This window comes from Dactylosporangium darangshiense (assembly GCF_039537565.1).
GTDB lineage: Bacteria > Actinomycetota > Actinomycetes > Mycobacteriales > Micromonosporaceae > Dactylosporangium > Dactylosporangium darangshiense.
In genome coordinates this window covers 182,322-200,957 of the sequence record NZ_BAABAT010000015.1, presented here as the reverse complement: position 1 = coordinate 200,957, position 18,636 = coordinate 182,322, and the positions used below count along the sequence as shown (strand labels likewise).

Genomic DNA, 18,636 nt, shown 5'->3' with positions numbered 1-18,636 from the left:
CCGTAACAACTGTTCCGGGACGTATGGTGGGGCGCCGCTCACCTCCGTAACAAGCGTTACGGTAACATCTGTTACGTGAAACACTCCGAGGATCAGAGCGAGCGGCTGTCCCGGGCCGTGTGGGACGTGCTGGCGCGCGACGGGCTCGAGAAACTCACCATCCGGGCCGTGGCCGCGGCCGCCGGGTGCACGACGGGCCTCGTCATGCACCGGTTCCCGAACCGGCGGGCCTTGCTGAGCCATGCGCGGCGGCTGCTGCACGAGGTGGTCGGGGCGCGCGTGGCCGCGCTCGAGTCCGCCGCCTCCTCGCCGCGGGCGGCGCTGCGCGACGTGCTGCACCAGGGGCTGGCGCTCGACGCGCAGCGGGCCGCCGAGAGCCGGGTCTGGCTCGGGTTCCTGGCGGCCGCGTTCACCGACGAGGACCTCGTCGAGATGCACCGCACCAACAACCGGGGCTGGCGGTCGCGGATCGAGCGCCTCGTGGCCGCCGCGGCGCCGCGCTGGGCCACGATCCGGGTGGAGGCCGTGGCGCTCGGCCTGCTGTCGATGGTCGAGGGCGTCGCGGCGCTGGCCGCGGCCGACCCTGAGGCCTATCCGCAGTCCGCGCAGGAGATGATGCTGGACTTCGCTCTGGACGCCTACGGCCTGGGCGTCTCCATCCCCTGACGAGCCCGATCCCTCTGACGAGCCGGACCCGTGCGGCCTGGGAGTCCCATTCCCTTGTCGCCTCCCTTGTCCCCTTCCTTGTCGCCTTCGTTGTCGCCGTCCTTGTCGCCTTCGTTGTCGCCTTCCTTGTCGCCGGATGCGCACGGCCGGGAATCTGCGTCCCGCGACGGTTCGGTTGGACGCGTGCGGGCCGGGAATCTCCACCCGCGGGCCGAGCGCATTTCCACCCGTGGGTGGCGGACTCGGAGCCCGGCGATCCATAACGTCTTCGGCATGAGCCTCACCACCCTGCTGATCGCCCTCGTCGTCATCGTCCTGCTGATGGTCCGCCGCTTCATGGGCGAGCCCCTCGAGGTTCGCCGGCTCGTCGCGCCGCCGCTGATCCTGATCGTGCTGGGTGGGTACACGCTGTCGAAGGTCGACTTCGCCGCCACCGTGCATCACGGGGTCATCGACGGGGCCGTGCTCGGGGCCGGTGCGGTCGTCGCCGTGCTGGGCGGGATCATCCGAGGGCTGACCGTGCGGGTCTTCGTGCAGAACGGCCATGTGTGGTACCGCTACACCCTCGTCACGATCGCTGTCTGGGCCGGCCTGATCGTCCTGCGCCTGGGCCAGATGCTCGCCGGCCACGCGCTCGGCGCAGACCAGAGCGTCCTGTCCGCGGGGCTGCTGGTCGTCCTCGGCCTGAGCTTCCTCGGCGAGGCCGCGATCGTCGGCCGCCGCGCGATCGGCACCGGCGCGCCCTTCGCACCGCCCGGGTCGCGCCGCGCCGCCCGCTCGGGCGCCGGCCTCTTCGGACGATGACCACCGCACGACCCGCCGGGCTGGACGGCCCGGCGGGCACCCGGCACCACACCGCCACCGGCAACAGCAAAAGCAACAGCAACAGCAACAGCAACGCAAGCGCCGCCCCGGCGACCGTGGGCGGCGCAACTGCCGGCTACGCGGCCGATGCTGCGGCGGCCGCCGGAAGCGCCGAGGCCGGCATTCGGCGACCCGGCGGGCCGGCGCCGGGCGGGCGGGCCGCGGGCGGGCGCGTGGCGCAGACTGGTGCGGTGCTCAACGTCACCGACCAGCACGTCGCGCGCTGGCGTCAGGTTCGCAGTCTCATCTTCGTGGTGCTGCTGACCGTCGCGATGTTCCAGAACGAACCGCGGCCGGGGGTCACCGGGCAAGGGCTGGCGTTGACGGCCGGCATGGTCGTGGGCGGGCTGGCCTGGGTCGCGATGACGTTCCGGGCCGGCGGGGAGCGGCTCCAGGTGTACACCATCGGGATCTGCATGGCGGCCGGCATCTTCCTGGCCGCGGTCCGGCCCGGGGACTTCGGCGCCTGTTACTGCCTCGCCGCCGTCACCATCGCCGCCACTTCCCTGCCGCTGGTGCGGGCCGCGGTGCTCACGGGCGCGGGCGCGGCGGTCCTGGCGCTGGTGCAGGCCCTCGTCGGCGCGTCGATCGAGGGGATCACGATCTGGGTCGGCACGATGCTCGTCCTGCTGCTGCTGGGGATCGTGCGGCGGGAGCGAGAGGCGCGGTCCGAGCAGGACCGGAAGCTGGCCGGCGAGCAGGCGCGCACCGCGACGCTCGCCGAGCGGGCGCGGCTGGCCCGCGAGATCCACGACGTGCTCGCGCACTCGCTGTCGGCGCTGTCGCTGCAGCTGGAGACGGCCGCGGCCCTGCTGGAGCGCGACCGCGCCGCCGAGGCCGCGGTCATCGTCGACCGGGCCGGGCGGCTGGCCCGCGACGGGCTCACGGAGACGCGCCGGGCGGTCAGCGCACTGCGCGGCGACCCGGTGCCGCTGCCGGAGCTGGTCGGGGAGCTCGCCGCCGGGTACCGCGAGGACGCCGGCGCGCCGGCCCTGTTCGAGGTGGACGGGGAGCCGCGGGCGCTCAGCGCGGAGACGGGGCTGGCGCTGTTCCGCGGTGCGCAGGAGGCGCTATCGAACGTGCGCAAGCACGCGCCGGGCAGCGAGGTGGCGGTGCGGCTGGCGTACCTCGACGACGCGGTCCGCCTGACCGTGCACAACCGCGGCACGGGCGGGCCGCCGGTCACCGGGCTCTCGCCCGGCTACGGCCTCACCGGCCTGCGCGAGCGCGCCGAGTTGGCCGGCGGCACCGTCGAGGCCGGGCCGAGCGATCACGGATGGACGGTGGATGTGAAGATGCCTGCATGAGCATCCGCGTGGTCGTTGCCGATGACCAGACGGCGGTGCGCGAGGGGCTCGCGGTGATGCTGGGGCTGCTCGACGACGTCGAGGTGGTCGGCGAGGCGGCCGACGGCGAGCAGGCGATCGAGCTCGTCGAGCGGCACCGCCCCGACGTGGTGCTCATGGACCTGCGCATGCCGCGCCGCGACGGCGTGGAGGCGACCGGCGTCATCCGCGAGCGGCATCCGCAGACCCGGGTCGTGGTGCTCACCACGTTCGCCGACGACGAGCACATCCTGGCGGCGCTGCGGGCGGGCGCGCTGGGGTATCTGACGAAGGACGCCGGCCGCGTGCAGATCGCCCAGGCGGTGCGCGCCGCGGCGGCCGGGCAGTCGGTGCTCGACCCGCACGTGCAGCAGCGCCTGGTGGCCGCGGCGACGCAGGGCGCGCCGCCACCGCCCGCAGTGAACACAGCCGAGTCCCCGCCCGGCGGGCCGCTGCCCGACGGGCTGACCGCGCGCGAGGCCGAGGTGCTGGTCCTGATCGCGGCCGGGCTGTCCAACCGCGAGATCGCCGAGCGGCTGTACGTGACCGAGGTGACGGTCAAGTCGCACATCAACCGGCTGTTCGCCAAGACCGGCGCGCGCGACCGGGCGCAAGCGGTGCGGTACGCGTACGAGCACGGCCTGGCCTCGTAGCCTCTGCTCAGGCCTTCGCCGCCAGCCTCGCCAGTGCCGCCCGGGCCGCGCCGGCGCGGGCGTGCCGGAACCGTTTGCCCGCCCACAGGTTCACGCGGTCGGTGTCCCCGGACGCGGCCGCGGCGCGCCGCAGCGGCGTGGTGAGGTGGTGCACCGCCGGATAGCCCAGCGGCGCCCGCCCGTCGAACCGATCCACGAACGCGTTGCGCAGTGCCCGCGCCGGCCGCCCGCTGAACGCCCGGGTGACCACGGTGTCCACTGTGGACATCTCGACGAGGGCTGCCTTGTGTACCGCCGAGGCACCGCTCTCGTCCGTGCGCAGCAGCGCGGTGCCGGCCATCGCCGCCTCGGCACCGGCCCCGAGCACGGCCACGACGTCGTCCGCGGTCGCCACCCCACCGGCCCCGACCAGCGGCAGGTTCACCGCATTGCCGATTTCCTGCAAGAGCTCCAGCAGTGGTACGTCCCGAGGCGGCTCCGCCGGCGTGAACGTCCCCGAGTGCGCCCCCGCGGCCGCGGCCTGCACCACGAGCCCGTCCACCCCGGCCTCGTCGGCCGCGCGCGCCTCCTCCACCGAGGTGACCGTCTGCAGCAGGATGCTCCCGGTCCGCCGCAGCGCCTCCAGGTCACCGCGCGGCGGCAGCCCGAACGTGAACGACACCACCGGCACCGGATCGGAGACCAGCAGCGCGACCTTGGCATGCCAGTGATCGTCGTTCTCGACGATGTGGGCGGCGGCGAGGTCGAGCCCGTACACCTCCCCGTCCCCGCGCAGCGCCTGCGCGTAGGCCCGGAACTCTGCGGGATCGACGGGCACCGGATTGGGCGCGAACACGTTGACCCCGAAGGCGCCCTTCCCGACTCTGCGCACCGCCGCGATCTGCCCCGCAAGGTCCTCGGGCGTGCGGTACCCGGCGGCGAGGAACCCGAGCACCCCGGCGCGCCCGGCGGCGGCGACCAGCGAGGGCGTGGTCGGCCCCCCGGCCATCGGCGCCGCGACCACCGGCGAGGTGAGCCCGAGCCCGTCGAACAGTCCACTCATGCGTTCGATCCTCCCTCGCCCTCTCCTCGTCCGCCTCGTGCTGGGGGTCCGATAAGTCGGGCGCTGGCGCGCCACGACTTATCGGATTTATACCCCGGCAGGCGAAAAGTCCGACTCCCCGATGGCCTCGTCGCTTTTCTCTCCGCGATCACGCAAAACACGCTCGGACAAATCGGGCATGGGTCAGATCGTGGAGCGAAAATGTACAAGGGAGTGCATCATGTCTCCACCATCATCGCGATGTCTGATTTGTCCGGGCGCAAATCGCGTGATCGTGGAGAGAAAATGTCATCCGGCGCTCAGGGCGTCCTCGATGCCGGTCTCGTGCCGGCCCAGGTACACGGGGTCGCGGCCCGACACGACGTCGTATGCGGCCTTGTCGGCGGCGCCGAACTCGCGTACCGCCCCGGTCATCCACGGCTTGTGGAACTGCGCCATCGTCGAGTCGCCCACGCCGTCGGCGTCCAGCCCCAGGTGGCGGCACAGCGCTACGGCGCGCGTGATGTGGTACCCCTGCGAAACCACGATCGCCCGGTGCACCCCGAAGACGCGCACCGCCCGCGCGCACGAGTCGTAGGTGTCGAAGCCCGCGTAGTCGCGCACGACCTTGACGGCCGGGACGTTGTGGTCGATCAGCCACTGGCGCATGGTGGACGGCTCGTCGTACTCCCACCGCCCGTGATCGCCGGAGACCAGGATCGCGTGGACCCTGCCCGTCTCGTAGAGCCGGCGGGCGATCTCGAGGCGCGCGACGAGGAACGGCGAGGGCGAGCCGTCCTCGTACACCTGCGCGCCCAGCACCAGCGCCACCGGCGCGGCCGGCACGTCCTCGACGGTGAACACGTGGCCGCGCGCGGCGAAGCGCAGCCACTGGGTGCACCCGACCGTGGCGAGGCCGGCGAGCAGGACCGCCGCCGCGACCAGCCGCACCGCGAGCCGTACCGTGCGGCGCACGGGGCGGCGCCACCGCGGGGCGAGCCACCGCGCCGCGCGGATCATCCGGTCGACGAGCTTCGGCATGCACCCGAGAATGGCGCCGACGGGACGGCCCGCAACGCATCGGCGCGAAGCCGACAGCAAAATCACGTCGGCTGACTACCAACCAATTTGCTAGGAAATACGGGCGAAGCCAGCATTCACCGCTCAGCACGCAATAATATGAAATGTCCGAAATATCTGGCGCGCCAGCGCCGGATATTTCGGACTCGGCAGGACAGCGAGCGATCAGACGGACCGAGGAGCCCCGGCTTGAGATGCAGAGAGACGGCGATCATCATGTTGCGGCATGACGAAGAAGCGCCTCGGGGTCAAGGTTGCCATCGCCGCGTTGGTCGCGCCGCTGCTGCTCGGCTGCGGGTGCTGCGAGGCGCCGTGGGCGGTGTTCGACAGCGTCTTCGGCGATGACCGGCCGCACATCAGCGAGGACCAGGTGCCGGGGGTCTGGCAGAGCGACTGCGGCGGGAAGATCAGCTTCCGCGACGACGGCGTCTACGTCGCCGACGGGCTGATGTTCGGCGAGCCGCAGCAGCCGCTGAGCCACACCGGCAAGTGGCACCTGACGGACAACGACCGCGGCGGGCAGGGGCAGCTCGTCAGGCTGGAGGGGCTCGATCCCGAGCCGATCCTGGAGGTCGCGGCGCAGGACCCGTTCGAAGGGTTCGAGTACGACGCCCGGGACCAGGTCCCGGGCGCCGAGCCGCTCATGTGCCAGGTGCGGCGGGCCAAGTAGCCCGGGCGCGCTCGACGGCGGCGTCGAGGGCATCGGCGGTGATGAGCTCCTCGTGCGTGCCGGGCGCGCCGCAGGCGAAGGCGCCGGAGACGGCGCCGGCCAGCGCGCACTCCGCCGCGGGGCGGCCGCGCATCCAGCGGCTCATGAACGCGGTGCTGTACGCGTCGCCGGCGCCGTTGCTGTCCACGACCGGGCGCTCGGGGCGGGCGACCGGGAAGCGTTGCACGTCGCCGGATGCGCCGGCCAGGACGCGGCTGCCGTGCTCGCCCTCGGTGGCGACCACGATCGAAGCCCGGCCCTTGGTCGCAATTAGGCGCATGATGTCGTCGATGCGCTCGGGCGCGGCTGCCGAGGACAGGAAGACGATGTCGGCCTCGCCGGCCATCGGCCACGCCCACTCGTCCACGCCGTTCCAGGCGTGCACGTCGGTCGAGGTGGACACGCCGAGCTCGCGGGCGGCGGCCCAGACGGCCGGTGTGAACTGCGTGGCCACGTGCACGTGTGCGGCCCGCTCGACCAGCGGCAGGTAGAACTCCTCCGGCAGGAGCGTGCCCGGCGGGTGGCGGCCGTCGAAGAACGAGAAGCGGCGGCCTGCAGCGTCGACGAGGTTGACGCTGCGCGGCGTGCCGTTCGGGGCCGGGTGACCGCTGTAGTCGAGGCCCACCGCGGCGTACCGCGCCCGGATCAGCTCGCCCTGCGCGTCCGCGCCGGCGAAGTCGGCGAACTTGGTGCGCAGGCCCAGCGCGTGGAATCCGAGCGCGACGCCGTTGCCCGAATGGGCGACGTAGTCCCGGACCGGTGCCACCGGAAGGAAGTCGCCCGGCGGCAGGCGCAGCTCGGGGACGCGCACGATGGTGTCCACGCCGGCGCCCGCGAGCACCAGCACGTCGAAGTCGACCATGGCGAACCAGCATAGACGGCGGAACCGGACGTCGGGGGGCTCGACGGTGGCCGCCCTGGAGGGCTACAAACGCTGAGCCGCCGGCTCGGTGCCGAGCGCGATGTCGGCGAGGGCGGCCAGGCTCTGCGTCCCGGCGACGAAGTACCCGTCGTGGCCCTCGACGCCGCCGACCGGCAGCGGTTCGGCCCCGAACGACGGGTCGTACGGGTGCTCGCCGTGCCCGGCGCCGACGATCCGCAGGCCCGGGATGCGCCGCGTCCAGTCGTCGGCGGCGGTGCCGGCCCACACGTGCGCGCCGGTGTGCAGCTGCGCGACCGAGTCGGCGCCCATGCCGGGGCTGCCGAGCGCGACGATGTCGGTGACCCGCCGGTCCAGCCCGGGCGCGGCCAGCCCGGCGACCGTGGAGCCGTAGCTGTGCCCGACCACGACGATGCGCTGGCCGGGCAGGCGCGAGACGAACTCGCGCAGCGCCGTCGCGCCGGCCGCCGCCAGGTCCTCGCGCGCCGCGTCCAGGCCGACGCCATGCGGAGTGCGGTACCCGAGCCAGGCCAGCACGGCGACCGAGTCCGCCGCGCCGGGGCCGCCACGGGCCGCGATCTCGTCGGCGAGCGCGTGCGCCTGCCAGGCCGGGGCCCGGCGCTGGACGCCACCGAGCCCGCGGTCGAAGTTCTCCTCCGTGGTGTCGACGCCGGGGACGAGCACCACGACGGTGCGTGCCGTGTACGGGTCGCCGACGACCTCGAGGGCGCGGCCGTCGGCGTACCGTCCACTGTGGATCGGCAGCGGCGGCTCGACGGCCGCCGGGTGCGTGGGTCCGAAGACGGTCAGGATCGCGGCGGCGACGGGGATCAGCAGCAGGCTTCGCATGCCGAGGAAGGTAGGAACGGGGACGGGTGCGACTCGTCATACGACGGAGCGGTTATTGCACTACCTCTGCGGTACCGAAGAAGGCCATCGGGTCGTGCGAGCCCGAGTGCACGGGGGCGGAGATGCGCAGGCGCCGCTTGACGCCGAGCAGATGGTCGCGCAGGTCCGGGTCGGCGCGCCGGGCCGCGGTGAGGTAGCCCAGGCCGCGGGCGCGCAGCCAGCGCAGCAGCACCGCGCCCTCGCTGTTGGGCCACGGGCAGCGGCCGTGGAAGACGTCGTGGACACCGACGGCGACGCCAGGCTTGAGCCGGTCCAGCAGCGCGGCGGTGTACCAGCGGGCGAAGCCGGCCGTGTGCAGGGCGTCGACCAGCACGAAGCCGGGGTTGTCGGGCAGTTCGGTGGCGCGCACGTCGCCGTGGGTGAAGCGCCAGCGGGTGCTGGTCAGCTCGTCCGGCAGCGTGCGCGCGGCGTGGTCGAGGCGGTCATAGGTGTACAGCACGCCGTCGCCGTTGTCGCGCAGCGCCCGCAGCAGCCAGGAGGTCGACCAGCCGTGGAACGAGCCGATCTCGACCACGGTGTGCGGGCGCAGGGCGCGGACGGTGAGGTAGCAGACCTCGGCCTCGATGTCGTCGAGCTTCGGGTGCATCGGGCGCTGTGCGAGCAGTTCGCGCTGCTCCTCGCGGGCGGTGCGCAGGTCGGGGGCGTACTCGCGGTACCAGTCGATGAGCGTGTCCACGGTGTACATGCGCGCAAGGTAGGCGTGCGCCCGGCGCCGGCACGTCACTCCGGGGAGCCATGCCCGGGTCGTACCCCGGTACTACCTACTCCCCCGCGTTGACCACGCCGGTCTCGTAGGCGAACACGACGGCCTGGGCACGGTCGCGCAGGTCGAGCTTCTGCAGCACCCGGCTCACGTGGGTCTTCACCGTCTGCTCGGCCACGACGAGCGAGGCGGCGATCTCGGCGTTGGACTGGCCGCGGGCGATCAGGCGCAGCACCTCGACCTCGCGCGGGGTGAGGTCGCGCAGCCGGTCGGGCCGGTGCGCCACCGCGCGCGGGCGCGCCGCGAACTGCTCGATCAGCTTGCGGGTGACCGACGGCGCGAGCAGCCCGTCGCCGGCCGCGACGACCCGCACCGCGTTGACGAGCTCGGCCGCGGGCGCGTCCTTGAGCAGGAAGCCGGAGGCGCCGGCCCGCAGCGCCTCGAACACGTAGTCGTCGAGGTCGAAGGTGGTGAGCATGAGCACCCGCGGCTGGTGCAGCCCGGGCGCGACGTCGAGGATGCGCCGGGTGGCCGCCAGCCCGTCGAGGACCGGCATGCGGATGTCCATGAGCACCACGTCGGGCGCGCGCTCGCGGGCCAGCGTCACGCCCTGCTCACCGTCGGCGGCGTCGCCGACGACGGTGAAGTCGGGCTGGGCGGCCAGCAGCGCGGCGAAGCCCTGCCGGACCATCGCCTGGTCGTCCACGATGAGCAGCTTGATCATGCCTCTCCGTCCAGCGGCAGCGTGGCCACGACCTCGTACGCCCCGTCGGCGGTCGGCCCGGTGCGCAGCGTGCCGCCGACGGCCGCGGCCCGTTCCCGCATGCCGAGCAGCCCGTGCCCCTTGCCCTCCGGCCCGAGCGGCGCGCCCGTCGGCTCGTTGCGCACCAGGATCCGCAGCTCGGCGGCGTCGCGGAAGAGCACGATCGCGACCGGCGCACCGGCGGCGTGACGGCGGGCGTTGCTCAGCGCCTCCTGCACGATGCGGAACGCGGCCAGCCCGACGCCGGGCGGCACCTCGGCGCCCGGCAGCGGCGAGTACTCGATCAGCACCCCGGCCTCGCGCGCCTCGCGGACCAGCCCGGCGAGGTCGTCCAGGGTCGGCTGGGGCTCGGTGAGCGGCACCGAGTCGTTGCGCAGCACGCCGAGCAGGCGGCGCATCTCGGTGAGCGCCTCTCTCGACGTACCGGCGATGGCTTGAAGCTCTTCGGCAACGGCCGGCGGGACGCCCTCGATGCGGTAGATCGCCGTCTCGGCCCGCACCGCGATCAGCGACATGTGGTGCGCGACCACGTCGTGCATCTCCCGCGCGATCCGGTTGCGCTCCTCGGCGATCGCCCGCCGCGTCTGCGCGAGCTCGGAGCGCTCCTCCTCCTCGGCGAGCGCACGCTGGACCTCGCGGCGGCGGCGCACCTGGTCGCCGACCACGAGCACGGCGACCAGGGCCAGCAGCAGGCCGGGGACATTCGGCGGCAGGACGTACACGATGAGGAGCAGGAACGCCGACAGGCCCGTCCAGAGGACCACGCCGCGCGGGTGGCGGATCGCCACGACGGCGAGGATCACCGGGTAGGTGAGGATCTGCACCGGCTGGAACGGCCACGGGGTGCCCTGGTCGATGTGGATGCGCAGGCTGGTGAGGATCGCCGTGACGAACGCCACCCGCCAGGCCAGCAGCGGCCGGGTCGGTATGAGCGCGATCGTCAGGCCGATGAGCACCGAGGCGATGACGGTCAGGATCCAGTCGGGGTGCCGGACGTTGCCGAGGTAGTACTCGTAGGCCATCAGGCCGCACAGGAAGCCGGCGAGGACGCCGATCAGGGGCAGCGCGCGGCCGAGGCGCGTCTTGGGGTGGACCGCCGGATCCCGGCCGAAGAGGAACCGGCCCAGGTCCTTGACGATCCACCCCACGACCGTCATGTTATGCCAGCTGCGGTACCACCTCGTCCAGCGCCTGGTCGACGGTGCGCACCGCGATGCCGCGCTGCTGGATCAGCTTGAGCTCGGCCTCGAGGTTGGCGGGCGTGACCGCGTAGGTCGGGTCCTCGGCGGTCGAGGAGACCTCGTGGTACACCAGCACGAGCCAGCTCTTGTCGCGGATCGCCTGGTCGATCCACTGGCCGACCTGCGCCGGCGTCGTGGTGTCGAGGATGTTCTGGACCTTGATGTTGTTGACGTCGGTGCTGTCCTTGGTGTTGAAGCCCTCGTCGGTCGAGCGGTGCGAGCGGTAGTACTTCTTGCTGGTGCTCAGCACGGTGGCGTTGTACTCGCCGTAGGGCGTCGCGAAGTTCTTGGCCACGCCCGCGCCGTACCACTGCCGCAGCGTCGCCTGGCAGTCCTTGAGCTCGCTGTCGATCTTCGCCGCGCTCAGGGTCGGCAGGTGCGGGTGGTCGACGGTGTGCGAGGCCATCTCGATGCCGTGCCCGGGCAGCTCGCCCATCTGGGCCTGGGTCATGTAGTCCGGGTAGTCGGTCGTGCTGGTCAGCAGGTAGTACGTGGCCGGCATGTGGTACTTGTCCAGCAGCGGCAGCCCCGCCGTGTACTGCGAGCGCCACCCGTCGTCGAACGTCAGGCTGACCAGCGCCCGGCTCAGCTGCGCCGGCGTGTACTCGGCCAGCGAGAAGTCGTCGCCGGTCACCCAGCCCACCTTCGCCAGCACCTGGAACACGGTGATCTTCGTGGCGCCGGCCGGGACGGTGTACTGCGCGCTGACCTTCGCCCAGCTCGCCGACGCGGGCGCCGCGGCGAGGTACGCGTACTGCTGCGACCCGTCGGCCATCGTAACCTCGACGTCGATCTCACTGTCGGCGTTGGACTGGTACCAGTTGGCGTACTGATACGTCCTGCCGGGCGTGACACCGACGACGGCCGGGCTCCATTTCGCATCGCCGCTGGTGTACTTCGTGATCTGCGTCTTCACGCTCCGCCCGCCGGTGCGCCCGGTGGTCAGGTAGCTGAACGCGGCGGTGTTCGTCCCCCAGTTGGAGCCGCTCCACCCGGCCGGCGCGCTCCCCGCCGCGGTCTCAACGGACGGGTTGGCGATGAGGTTGCCGGGCGTGGCCGGCGGCGGCGGAGTGCTCGTGGCGTTGCCGACCGTCACCGTGACCTTGGTCGTCGCGGCGGTCGCGCTCGACGCCGTCCGGGCCGTGGCCGTCACCGTGTGCGCGGCGTTGGTGGCCTTGGTCGTGTCCCAGCTGGCGGTGAACGGTGCGCTGGTGTCCTCCGCCCCCAGGTCCACGCCGTCGACGGCGAACTTGACCCCGACCACGTCGGCGCTGGCGGTGGCCGCGACCTGCTGGGTGCCGCTGACGGTCGCCCCGCCGGCCGGCGCGGTGAGCGTGACGGAGGTCGGCACCGGCGTCGGGTCGGAGGCTCCGGACTCGGCGAGGAGGTAGAGGTCGGTCTGCAGGCTGCCCTTCTTGGCCAGCACGTGGTACACCGACGCCTTCACCGCGTCGGCCGGCGTTGTGAACTCGACCGACAGCTGCTTCCAGCTCGCCGACACCGCGGCGTCGGCGAGCCAGTTGAAGGTCTGCTTGCCCGCGGCGTTGGTGTAGACGACCTCGAGGCTCGTCTGGGCGTCGCTGATGTACCAGTCGGACGCCACGTACTTGGTGTTGGGCTTGACGGTGACGGGCGCCGCCATCCACTTGGCATCGCCGGAGGTGCGCGCCGTCATCGTGACGGCGAGGCTCTTCTGCCCGTCTTTGCCCCCCGCCTTCCAGCTGGACGTGGTGGTGTTGGTCCCCCACTTGTCGAACGTCCAACTCGCCGGCGCCGACCCGGCCGCGTTGGCCGTCTCCACGGATGGGTTCCCGATGAGGTTGGCGCCGATCGCGTACGCCGTGACGCTGGGCAGCAGCGCCGATACCAGGGCCGCGAGGACCCCGCCGATGAGCAGTCTGAACAGGCGCACGTGTCGGTACCCCTACATTTCCACGGTGATCCGATAAGGACGGGGTATCTGACCAATCCGCCACATATCGCGCCAATGCACGTAAGGACATCGCGACGACGCTTGCTTGGTTCGTTCCCCCCAGCAGGAATTATTCCGGCCAGAGGGGCGGATTCGTGCACGTTCGGGCTAACTCCCATGCACCGCGCCCGATACGTCCCATCATCCGGGGCGGTTATGCCCGAAACGCCCCTTTTTCGCGGCGAACATGTTCGCCCACGGCCGTCAACACTCATCGCCAACACCTCGTACGACGACCACATTCGCGACGAACGCGTTCGTCGCGGCCCCCCGCACCACCGCCGCGACCCACACGTTCGTCACGAACACGTTCACCCCGGCCCACCGCACCACCGCCACAAGCCACACGTTCGTCACGAACACGTTCGTCCGACCGCCTATCCCCCGGCCTGACCTACGCATTCGCTGCGAACACGTTCGTAGCGATCCCGCTGGACATCTCGATGCACTGTAGGCCATATGGGTAAATGGCCATCTGACGCTAGGCTATCGGCCGATGACGGCGTGCCCCTTCGCCTGCGACGACCGGCCCGGGACGCTGGAACGTCGGCGTCGGAAGGTAGGGCCACCTGATGAGCGGTGCGGTGCTCGAGCACGAGGGGCCGTGGACCGAGGAGGAGTACCTCGCACTCGGGGAGACGGCGGACCGAATCGAGCTGCTGGATGGAAGTTTGTTGGCGAGCCCGGTACCGAGCAAGCGTCACCAGCGACTTTCGTCATTGCTGTTCGTAGCGCTCGACGCCGCAGCCGCGAATGCCGGCCTGTTGGCCTTGGAAGCGGTGAACGTACGCCTACACACGGGCCGCATCATGATTCCCGACCTGGTCATGGCGGATACCGACGAAGAGGGCGTCGTCATCGACGCCCCAGACGTCCTACTGGCCGTCGAGGTCGTTTCTCCGGGCAACGCGGGTGCGGATCGGCTGGTCAAAATGCACCTGTACGCCGCTGCCGGAATTGGCCTTTACCTGCTGGTAGAACAGGAGCAACAAGGCTCGATCACGTTGAGACTCTTCCGCCTCGAGGGCTCTCATTATGTCGAGCAGGCGGTGGCCCGCGCCGACGGCAGGCTTGTCGTCCAGGAACCGTTCGCTTTCGAGATCGACACCGGGGCTCTGGTGCGTCGCCCGCCACGGACCGCCGGCTAACAATTCCTCGACGTTCGTCACGAACACGTTCGACCGCACTCCGAGCCTGCTCGACGGCCAGGTCGGCGAGCGAGGGCAAGCGGCAGCGGGCGCGGCGCGGCCATGTTCGTCACGAACACGTTCGACCGCACTCCGAGCCTGCTCGACGGCCAGGTCGGCGAGCGAGGGCAAGCGGCAGCGGGCGCGGCGCGGCCATGTTCGTCACGAACACGTTCGACCGCAGGCCGAGCCTGCGCAACGGCCAGCCTGGCGGGCGAGGGGAAAGCTACGGCAGCGGGTGCAGTGCGGTCGTGTTCGTCACGAACGTGTTCGGTGCGACGCCTCCGCGAGCGACGCCGGACGCGCATCGCCTCCGCGAGCGACGCCGCAAGCGCATCGCCTCCGCGAGCGACGCCGCAAGCGCATCGCCTCCGCGAGCGACGCCGCAAGGCGCGTCCGGTGTGGTGGGTCAGAGGCGGCGCTCGATCGGTAGGCGGGCGCGGGTGAACAGGGCGCCGGCCGCCATGGCGATCAACGGGACCGCCAGCAGGGCGATCGCGATGCTCGTCCAAGGCAGCGTGATCGGGGCCGGCGGCTCCGACGGCCACGTCATGACGTTGCGGCGGTTCATTGCGGCCAGCAGCGCCGCGCCCGCGGACGCGCCGGCCACCACGCCCAGCACCGAACCCAGGACGGCGATCAGGCCGGCCCGGCTCAGCGCCAACCGGCGACGCAGAGCGGGAGACGCACCGACCGCGCCCAGCGTGGCGTGGTCCGGGCGGCCGTCCACTGCGGACAGTGCGGTCGCGATGCCGGCCGCGCCCAGGGCGACCGCGGCGGCGGCGAACGCGAGCATCAACTCTAGGAGGCCGGCGGTGCGCCGCTGCGGCTCGACCACCTCGCCGCCGTAACCGTGCCCGAAACGGGCCAGTGACTCGAAGTAGGCGTCGCGCTCCGCGACGGTGGGTGCCCGGGTGGTGGCGGCGACCAGGCCGATGACGGCGCTGTCGTACCCGGCCCTTCGCACCGCGTCCGGCGACAGAGCGTAGAACTCAGAACTCCGGGCGGTGGTGGCGTAGTGGCCGGGAACGCTCAGCGGCTCGTCCTGGGTGCCGGTGCCGGTGCGGCGCAGCAGGACCCGGCCGTCGCGGATCAGGAGTGGGTCGGTCACCACGGCGCCGCCGGCACGGAGCGTTGCCCGGGCCTGCTCCAGGTCGTCACCGGTAAGGCCGCCGATCGTCGACAGAGCGTCACCGAGCCCCGACGAAACGCCGGGGACTCCCGGCGAGACGCCGCCAGCCCCCGGCGAGACCCCGCCCGGCGCCGACGAACCGGGACCAGCCGATGAACCGAGGCCAGGGGCCGACGAACCGGGGCCAGGTGCCGACGAACCGGGGCCAGGTGCCGACGAACCGGGGCCAGGTGCCGACGAACCGGGGCCAGGTGCAGAGGAACCGGGGCCAGGTGAAGACGAGACGCCACCCGGTGCCGACGAGACGGGGCCGGGGAGGCGGCCGTCGTCGACGATGTGCAGCACCGTGGCGTCGCCGGACAGGACGTGGTACAGGTCGTCGCAGCGCAGGTCGGCGGCCGCGGCCCGCTGCTCGGCCCCGGTGAGCGACCCGGCCCGGTACGGGCAGCGGTTCTCCGGAGGCCGGATCGGCTCCAGGCCGCACTGCGACGCCGGGTCGGCGCAGATCACGGCCCGCACCTCGACCGTCTCGCGCACCGGTAGCGGAGACATCGCCGCCCGCAACTGCGCCGTGGGCACACGCGCCGGCGCCGGCTCCGTGCGCAGGGTAGGCGGCTGGTACGCCGTCGCATACCCGGGCGGCAGCGTCGGCACTGCCATGCGCTCGGTGCGGGCGTTGAGGCTGGCGGCGTACACGCCCACCGTGATGCTGCCGATGACCGCCGCCATCACGGCCGACACGGCGGGTGCCGCGGCGGTGCGGTTGCGGGCGGCGTCGCGCAAGGCGATCCGGAGAGCCGGCGGCAACGCGCCGCCGAGACCGGCGACCGCCGCCAGCAGCGCGGGCGTCGACAGCACCAGGCCGGCCTCGGCGACCAGCAGGCCGGCGAGCACGGTGCGGGAGGCGTACGAGGCGACGCCCCACGCCGCGACTGCCGCGCCCGCCAGCAGGGCGGCCAGGGCCGCCGAAGCCAGGCGGCGGCCGGCCCGCGGTGCGAGGCGGCGACCGGTCAGGGCGGCCAGCACGTCCGAGCGGCCGGCCACGATCGCCGGGGCCAGCGCCGCGGCCATACCCATCGCGACCGCGAGGGCGGCCAGGGCGGCGAGGAGCGGCAAACTTACCCGGTAAGAGCCGGCCCGCATTGCCGTCACGTAGACCTCGACGAGCGGGCGTGCGGCGAATGCGCTGCCCACCCCGAGTGCGATGCCGGCCAGGGCGGCGGCCGTGCCGAGCACCAGGCCGTCGGCGAGGACGATGCGGCGCAGATGCGCGGGGGTCCCGCCGTTCGCGGCGATCAGGGCGAGCTCGCGGCGACGGCGGCGGGCGCCTATGGCGAAGGCGGGGCCGGCCAGGAGTACCACCTCGAGGAATGCCATGCCGAGCACCAGCGGCGCCAGCTCGCGGCGGCGGTCCAGCGCCGGGAGGTCCGCGTCCGGGGCGGCGAGCATGCCGGCCTGCATCGGGCCCAGGCGCACCGCGCGGGACTGGGCGACGATGCCGCGCTCGTTGAGGGACCGGACCTGGGGCCAGGTCAGCGGGGCGGGGGTGTCGGCGTACCAGGTGCCGGGATCGGACGGTAGCGCGCCGGGGCGCAGCACCAGGGCCGCGCGCAGGTCGCCGGGGCGCTCGAACTCGCCGACGACGGTGAGGGTGCGGCCCGCGTCGGGCAGGGTCAGCGTTCCGCCGACGCGGGTGCTCGTGCGGGTCAGGGCGGCGGCGTCGAGCGCCACCTCGCCGTCCGTGGCCGGGGCGCGACCGCGGAGCAGTTGGATATGGCCCTGGTACCGCGGATCCGCCACGTCCAGCGCCAACGCCGGCAGCACCGTGCGGCCGGCCGGAGTGCGCACCGCGACCAGGTGGTCCTCCTCGGCGTGCGCGAGCCGGGTGCCCGCCGGCAGCGCCGCCAGCAGGGTGCGCTCGACGTCCTCGGAGCTCGCGGCGGTCACCGGGCGGGCGTCGGCGGAGAGCGGATGCGCCAGGTGGCCGTCGCGGTCCTGGCGCACCGGGCCGTCGTAGCGCCACTCGAGGACCGCATCGAACCGCCCGAGGTCGCGGTCGGCCTGTTCGGCGGGGGTGAGGGTGAACATGGCGTCGGTCGCGGCCAGGAACGACAGCGCCAGGACCGGCAGCATGATGAGCGCGACGACAAGGGCGGTGCGGCCCTTCGAACGGGCCGCCTCCCGCCGGGCGATGCGGACCGCGGCGGCCCACGTGCGCAGGAACGTCATCGGGCGGCGCCGTCGAGGAGGTCGTCCGCGGTGGCGAGCGGGCCCGAAGCGTCGACGACGAGGCCGTCGCGCAGGAACACGACCCGGTCGGCCCAGGCCGCGTGGCGGGGCTCGTGGGTCACCAGGACCCCGGCCGCGCCCGCGTCGATCTTGGAGCGCATGAGGCGCAGGACCGACTCGCCGGTCTGGGAGTCCAGTGCGCCGGTCGGCTCGTCGGCCAGGAGGAGCCGGCGGCGGCCGACCAGGGCCCGCGCGATCGCCACCCGCTGCTGCTGGCCGCCCGACAGCTCGTCGGGGAAGCGCCGGCCGCAACCGTCGAGGTCGACGTCGGCGAGGGCGGACAGGGCCTCGCGCCGCGCCCGCCGCAACGGTACGCCGTCCAGCTCCAGCGGCAGCGCCACGTTCTCGGCGGCGGTGAGGGCGGGCAGGAGGTTGAGGTCCTGGAAGACGTACCCGATGGAGCGGCGCCGCAGCGCGGCCAGCTCGCGGCGGCCCAGCGACTCCAGGCGGCGGCCCTCGACGGCGACGCCGCCGGCGGTCGGGCGGTCCAGGCCGCCGGCCAGGTTGAGCAGGGTCGACTTGCCCGAGCCCGACGGGCCCATCACCGCGACCAGCTCGCCGGGCGCGACGCTCAGCGAGACGCCGCGCAGCGCCGGCACGGCCGTCTCGCCGCTGCCGTGCGTGCGGCACGCGTCGAGGAGCTCAAGCGTGCTCATGCGCCACCGCCTCGGGGAGCGAGGGGGCGGCGGGCCGGGACTCGGCGTGGCGGAGCAGGCTCGTCTCGCAGTGGTCGAGCCAGCGCAGCTCGGCCTCGGCCTGGAACACCATCGCGTCGAGGACCAAGCGCCACGGGAGCTCGCCTTCCGCGCTGCGTTTCAGGCGGGTGTACTCCTGCATCGCCCGCATCGTCGACGTCCGCTGGGCCTGCACGACGGCGGCCACGTCCACACCGGGCGTGGTGATCGCGAGCGCCAGCTTCACGGCGAGCTCGTCGCGAGGGCGGTCGGCGCGGCCGACCGGGGTGGCGAACCAGGCGCCCACCTCGGTCCGGCCGGCCTCGGTGATCTCGTACGGGCGCTGGCCCTCGGACTCGGGCAGCGCCCGCACGAGATCGTCGCGCTCCAGCCGCGCGAGGGTCGTGTAGACCTGGCCGATGTTCAGCGGCCAGGTTCCCCCGGTCGACGCCTCGAAGTTCGTGCGCAGCTGGTAGCCGTGCATCGGCCCGCGCTGCAGCAGCGCGAGCAGACCGTGCCGGATCGACATACCTACGGAGTATGCATACCGCGTATGTAGATGTAAAGC

General features: G+C 72.8%; 18 protein-coding genes. 6 read left to right on the top strand and 12 right to left on the bottom strand.

From position 1 onward, the window contains the following. Positions 1-75 precede the first annotated feature (75 nt). The 4 genes from ABD901_RS27030 (at position 76) to ABD901_RS27015 (ending at position 3,508) form a co-directional block, all read left to right on the top strand. Entirely contained in the window at positions 76-666 is a 591-nt protein-coding gene (locus tag ABD901_RS27030) for a TetR/AcrR family transcriptional regulator (protein WP_345130429.1), read from the top strand. Between the two features lie 273 nt (positions 667-939). After that, on the top strand, positions 940-1,470 hold the full coding sequence (locus ABD901_RS27025; protein ID WP_345130427.1) for a hypothetical protein: 531 nt from the start codon (positions 940-942) through the stop codon (positions 1,468-1,470). After that, positions 1,467-2,837, top strand: coding sequence for a sensor histidine kinase (locus tag ABD901_RS27020; protein ID WP_345130425.1), 1,371 nt, complete (start codon positions 1,467-1,469; stop codon positions 2,835-2,837). The genes ABD901_RS27025 and ABD901_RS27020 overlap by 4 nt, the downstream gene beginning before the upstream one ends. Beyond that, on the top strand, positions 2,834-3,508 hold the full coding sequence (locus tag ABD901_RS27015; protein WP_345130423.1) for a response regulator: 675 nt from the start codon (positions 2,834-2,836) through the stop codon (positions 3,506-3,508). Before ABD901_RS27020 ends, ABD901_RS27015 begins: the two co-directional genes overlap by 4 nt. 7 nt (positions 3,509-3,515) lie before the next feature. Here ABD901_RS27015 and ABD901_RS27010 read toward each other — a convergent pair whose 3' ends face one another. Continuing rightward, on the bottom strand, positions 3,516-4,550 hold the full coding sequence (locus ABD901_RS27010; RefSeq protein ID WP_345130420.1) for a nitronate monooxygenase: 1,035 nt from the start codon (positions 4,548-4,550) through the stop codon (positions 3,516-3,518). A gap of 288 nt (positions 4,551-4,838) precedes the next feature. Beyond that, on the bottom strand, positions 4,839-5,570 hold the full coding sequence (locus ABD901_RS27005; RefSeq protein ID WP_345130417.1) for a SanA/YdcF family protein: 732 nt from the start codon (positions 5,568-5,570) through the stop codon (positions 4,839-4,841). A gap of 265 nt (positions 5,571-5,835) precedes the next feature. Here ABD901_RS27005 and ABD901_RS27000 point away from each other — a divergent pair, with 265 nt between their 5' ends. Beyond that, positions 5,836-6,279, top strand: a complete 444-nt coding sequence (locus ABD901_RS27000) for a hypothetical protein (RefSeq protein WP_345130415.1) — start codon at positions 5,836-5,838, stop codon at positions 6,277-6,279. On the opposite strand, the gene ABD901_RS26995 is transcribed toward ABD901_RS27000, so the two are convergent. From ABD901_RS26995 to ABD901_RS26965, 7 genes are all read right to left on the bottom strand, one after another. Next, positions 6,251-7,180, bottom strand: a complete 930-nt coding sequence (locus ABD901_RS26995; RefSeq protein ID WP_345130413.1) for a carbohydrate kinase family protein — start codon at positions 7,178-7,180, stop codon at positions 6,251-6,253. The genes ABD901_RS27000 and ABD901_RS26995 overlap by 29 nt on opposite strands. A gap of 63 nt (positions 7,181-7,243) precedes the next feature. Next, the gene (locus ABD901_RS26990; RefSeq protein WP_345130411.1) at positions 7,244-8,047 is read right to left on the bottom strand and encodes an alpha/beta hydrolase; all 804 of its coding nucleotides are present in this window, start codon (positions 8,045-8,047) and stop codon (positions 7,244-7,246) included. A gap of 52 nt (positions 8,048-8,099) precedes the next feature. Then, positions 8,100-8,792, bottom strand: a complete 693-nt coding sequence (locus tag ABD901_RS26985) for a class I SAM-dependent methyltransferase (protein WP_345130409.1) — start codon at positions 8,790-8,792, stop codon at positions 8,100-8,102. A 76-nt stretch (positions 8,793-8,868) separates the two neighbouring features. Beyond that, entirely contained in the window at positions 8,869-9,534 is a 666-nt protein-coding gene (locus tag ABD901_RS26980) for a response regulator (RefSeq protein ID WP_345130408.1), read from the bottom strand. Next, entirely contained in the window at positions 9,531-10,730 is a 1,200-nt protein-coding gene (locus tag ABD901_RS26975) for a sensor histidine kinase (RefSeq protein WP_345130406.1), read from the bottom strand. Before ABD901_RS26975 ends, ABD901_RS26980 begins: the two co-directional genes overlap by 4 nt. 1 nt (position 10,731) lies before the next feature. Beyond that, complete coding sequence (locus ABD901_RS26970; RefSeq protein WP_345130404.1) at positions 10,732-12,726, bottom strand: polysaccharide deacetylase family protein; 1,995 nt, start codon at positions 12,724-12,726, stop codon at positions 10,732-10,734. A 264-nt stretch (positions 12,727-12,990) separates the two neighbouring features. Next, positions 12,991-13,143 carry a hypothetical protein gene (locus ABD901_RS26965; RefSeq protein WP_345130402.1) on the bottom strand — a complete coding sequence of 51 codons (153 nt, stop codon included), beginning with the start codon at positions 13,141-13,143 and terminating at the stop codon, positions 12,991-12,993. 215 nt (positions 13,144-13,358) lie between these two features. Between ABD901_RS26965 and ABD901_RS26960 the strand changes: the two genes are divergently transcribed. Continuing rightward, the gene (locus tag ABD901_RS26960) at positions 13,359-13,934 is read left to right on the top strand and encodes a Uma2 family endonuclease (RefSeq protein ID WP_345130400.1); all 576 of its coding nucleotides are present in this window, start codon (positions 13,359-13,361) and stop codon (positions 13,932-13,934) included. Between the two features lie 448 nt (positions 13,935-14,382). On the opposite strand, the gene ABD901_RS26955 is transcribed toward ABD901_RS26960, so the two are convergent. From ABD901_RS26955 to ABD901_RS26945, 3 genes are read right to left on the bottom strand one after another with little or no spacing between them, the layout of a single operon-like run. Beyond that, complete coding sequence (locus tag ABD901_RS26955; RefSeq protein WP_345130397.1) at positions 14,383-17,334, bottom strand: FtsX-like permease family protein; 2,952 nt, start codon at positions 17,332-17,334, stop codon at positions 14,383-14,385. Next, complete coding sequence (locus ABD901_RS26950) at positions 17,331-18,050, bottom strand: ABC transporter ATP-binding protein (protein WP_345130395.1); 720 nt, start codon at positions 18,048-18,050, stop codon at positions 17,331-17,333. The genes ABD901_RS26955 and ABD901_RS26950 overlap by 4 nt, the downstream gene beginning before the upstream one ends. Further along, entirely contained in the window at positions 18,037-18,597 is a 561-nt protein-coding gene (locus ABD901_RS26945) for a PadR family transcriptional regulator (RefSeq protein ID WP_345130393.1), read from the bottom strand. The genes ABD901_RS26950 and ABD901_RS26945 overlap by 14 nt, the downstream gene beginning before the upstream one ends. Positions 18,598-18,636 lie beyond the last annotated feature (39 nt).

What these genes read in the sequence shown, in the direction of transcription:
- ABD901_RS27025 (WP_345130427.1), top strand. Translation starts at nt 940, where the DNA reads ATGAGCCTCACCACCCTGCTGATCGCCCTCGTCGTCATCGTCCTGCTG.
- ABD901_RS27020 (WP_345130425.1), top strand. Translation starts at nt 1,467, where the DNA reads ATGACCACCGCACGACCCGCCGGGCTGGACGGCCCGGCGGGCACCCGG.
- ABD901_RS27015 (WP_345130423.1), top strand. Translation starts at nt 2,834, where the DNA reads ATGAGCATCCGCGTGGTCGTTGCCGATGACCAGACGGCGGTGCGCGAG.
- ABD901_RS27010 (WP_345130420.1), bottom strand. Translation starts at nt 4,550, where the DNA reads ATGAGTGGACTGTTCGACGGGCTCGGGCTCACCTCGCCGGTGGTCGCG.
- ABD901_RS27005 (WP_345130417.1), bottom strand. Translation starts at nt 5,570, where the DNA reads ATGCCGAAGCTCGTCGACCGGATGATCCGCGCGGCGCGGTGGCTCGCC.
- ABD901_RS27000 (WP_345130415.1), top strand. Translation starts at nt 5,836, where the DNA reads ATGACGAAGAAGCGCCTCGGGGTCAAGGTTGCCATCGCCGCGTTGGTC.
- ABD901_RS26995 (WP_345130413.1), bottom strand. Translation starts at nt 7,180, where the DNA reads ATGGTCGACTTCGACGTGCTGGTGCTCGCGGGCGCCGGCGTGGACACC.
- ABD901_RS26990 (WP_345130411.1), bottom strand. Translation starts at nt 8,047, where the DNA reads ATGCGAAGCCTGCTGCTGATCCCCGTCGCCGCCGCGATCCTGACCGTC.
- ABD901_RS26985 (WP_345130409.1), bottom strand. Translation starts at nt 8,792, where the DNA reads ATGTACACCGTGGACACGCTCATCGACTGGTACCGCGAGTACGCCCCC.
- ABD901_RS26980 (WP_345130408.1), bottom strand. Translation starts at nt 9,534, where the DNA reads ATGATCAAGCTGCTCATCGTGGACGACCAGGCGATGGTCCGGCAGGGC.
- ABD901_RS26975 (WP_345130406.1), bottom strand. Translation starts at nt 10,730, where the DNA reads ATGACGGTCGTGGGGTGGATCGTCAAGGACCTGGGCCGGTTCCTCTTC.
- ABD901_RS26960 (WP_345130400.1), top strand. Translation starts at nt 13,359, where the DNA reads ATGAGCGGTGCGGTGCTCGAGCACGAGGGGCCGTGGACCGAGGAGGAG.
- ABD901_RS26955 (WP_345130397.1), bottom strand. Translation starts at nt 17,334, where the DNA reads ATGACGTTCCTGCGCACGTGGGCCGCCGCGGTCCGCATCGCCCGGCGG.
- ABD901_RS26950 (WP_345130395.1), bottom strand. Translation starts at nt 18,050, where the DNA reads ATGAGCACGCTTGAGCTCCTCGACGCGTGCCGCACGCACGGCAGCGGC.
- ABD901_RS26945 (WP_345130393.1), bottom strand. Translation starts at nt 18,597, where the DNA reads ATGTCGATCCGGCACGGTCTGCTCGCGCTGCTGCAGCGCGGGCCGATG.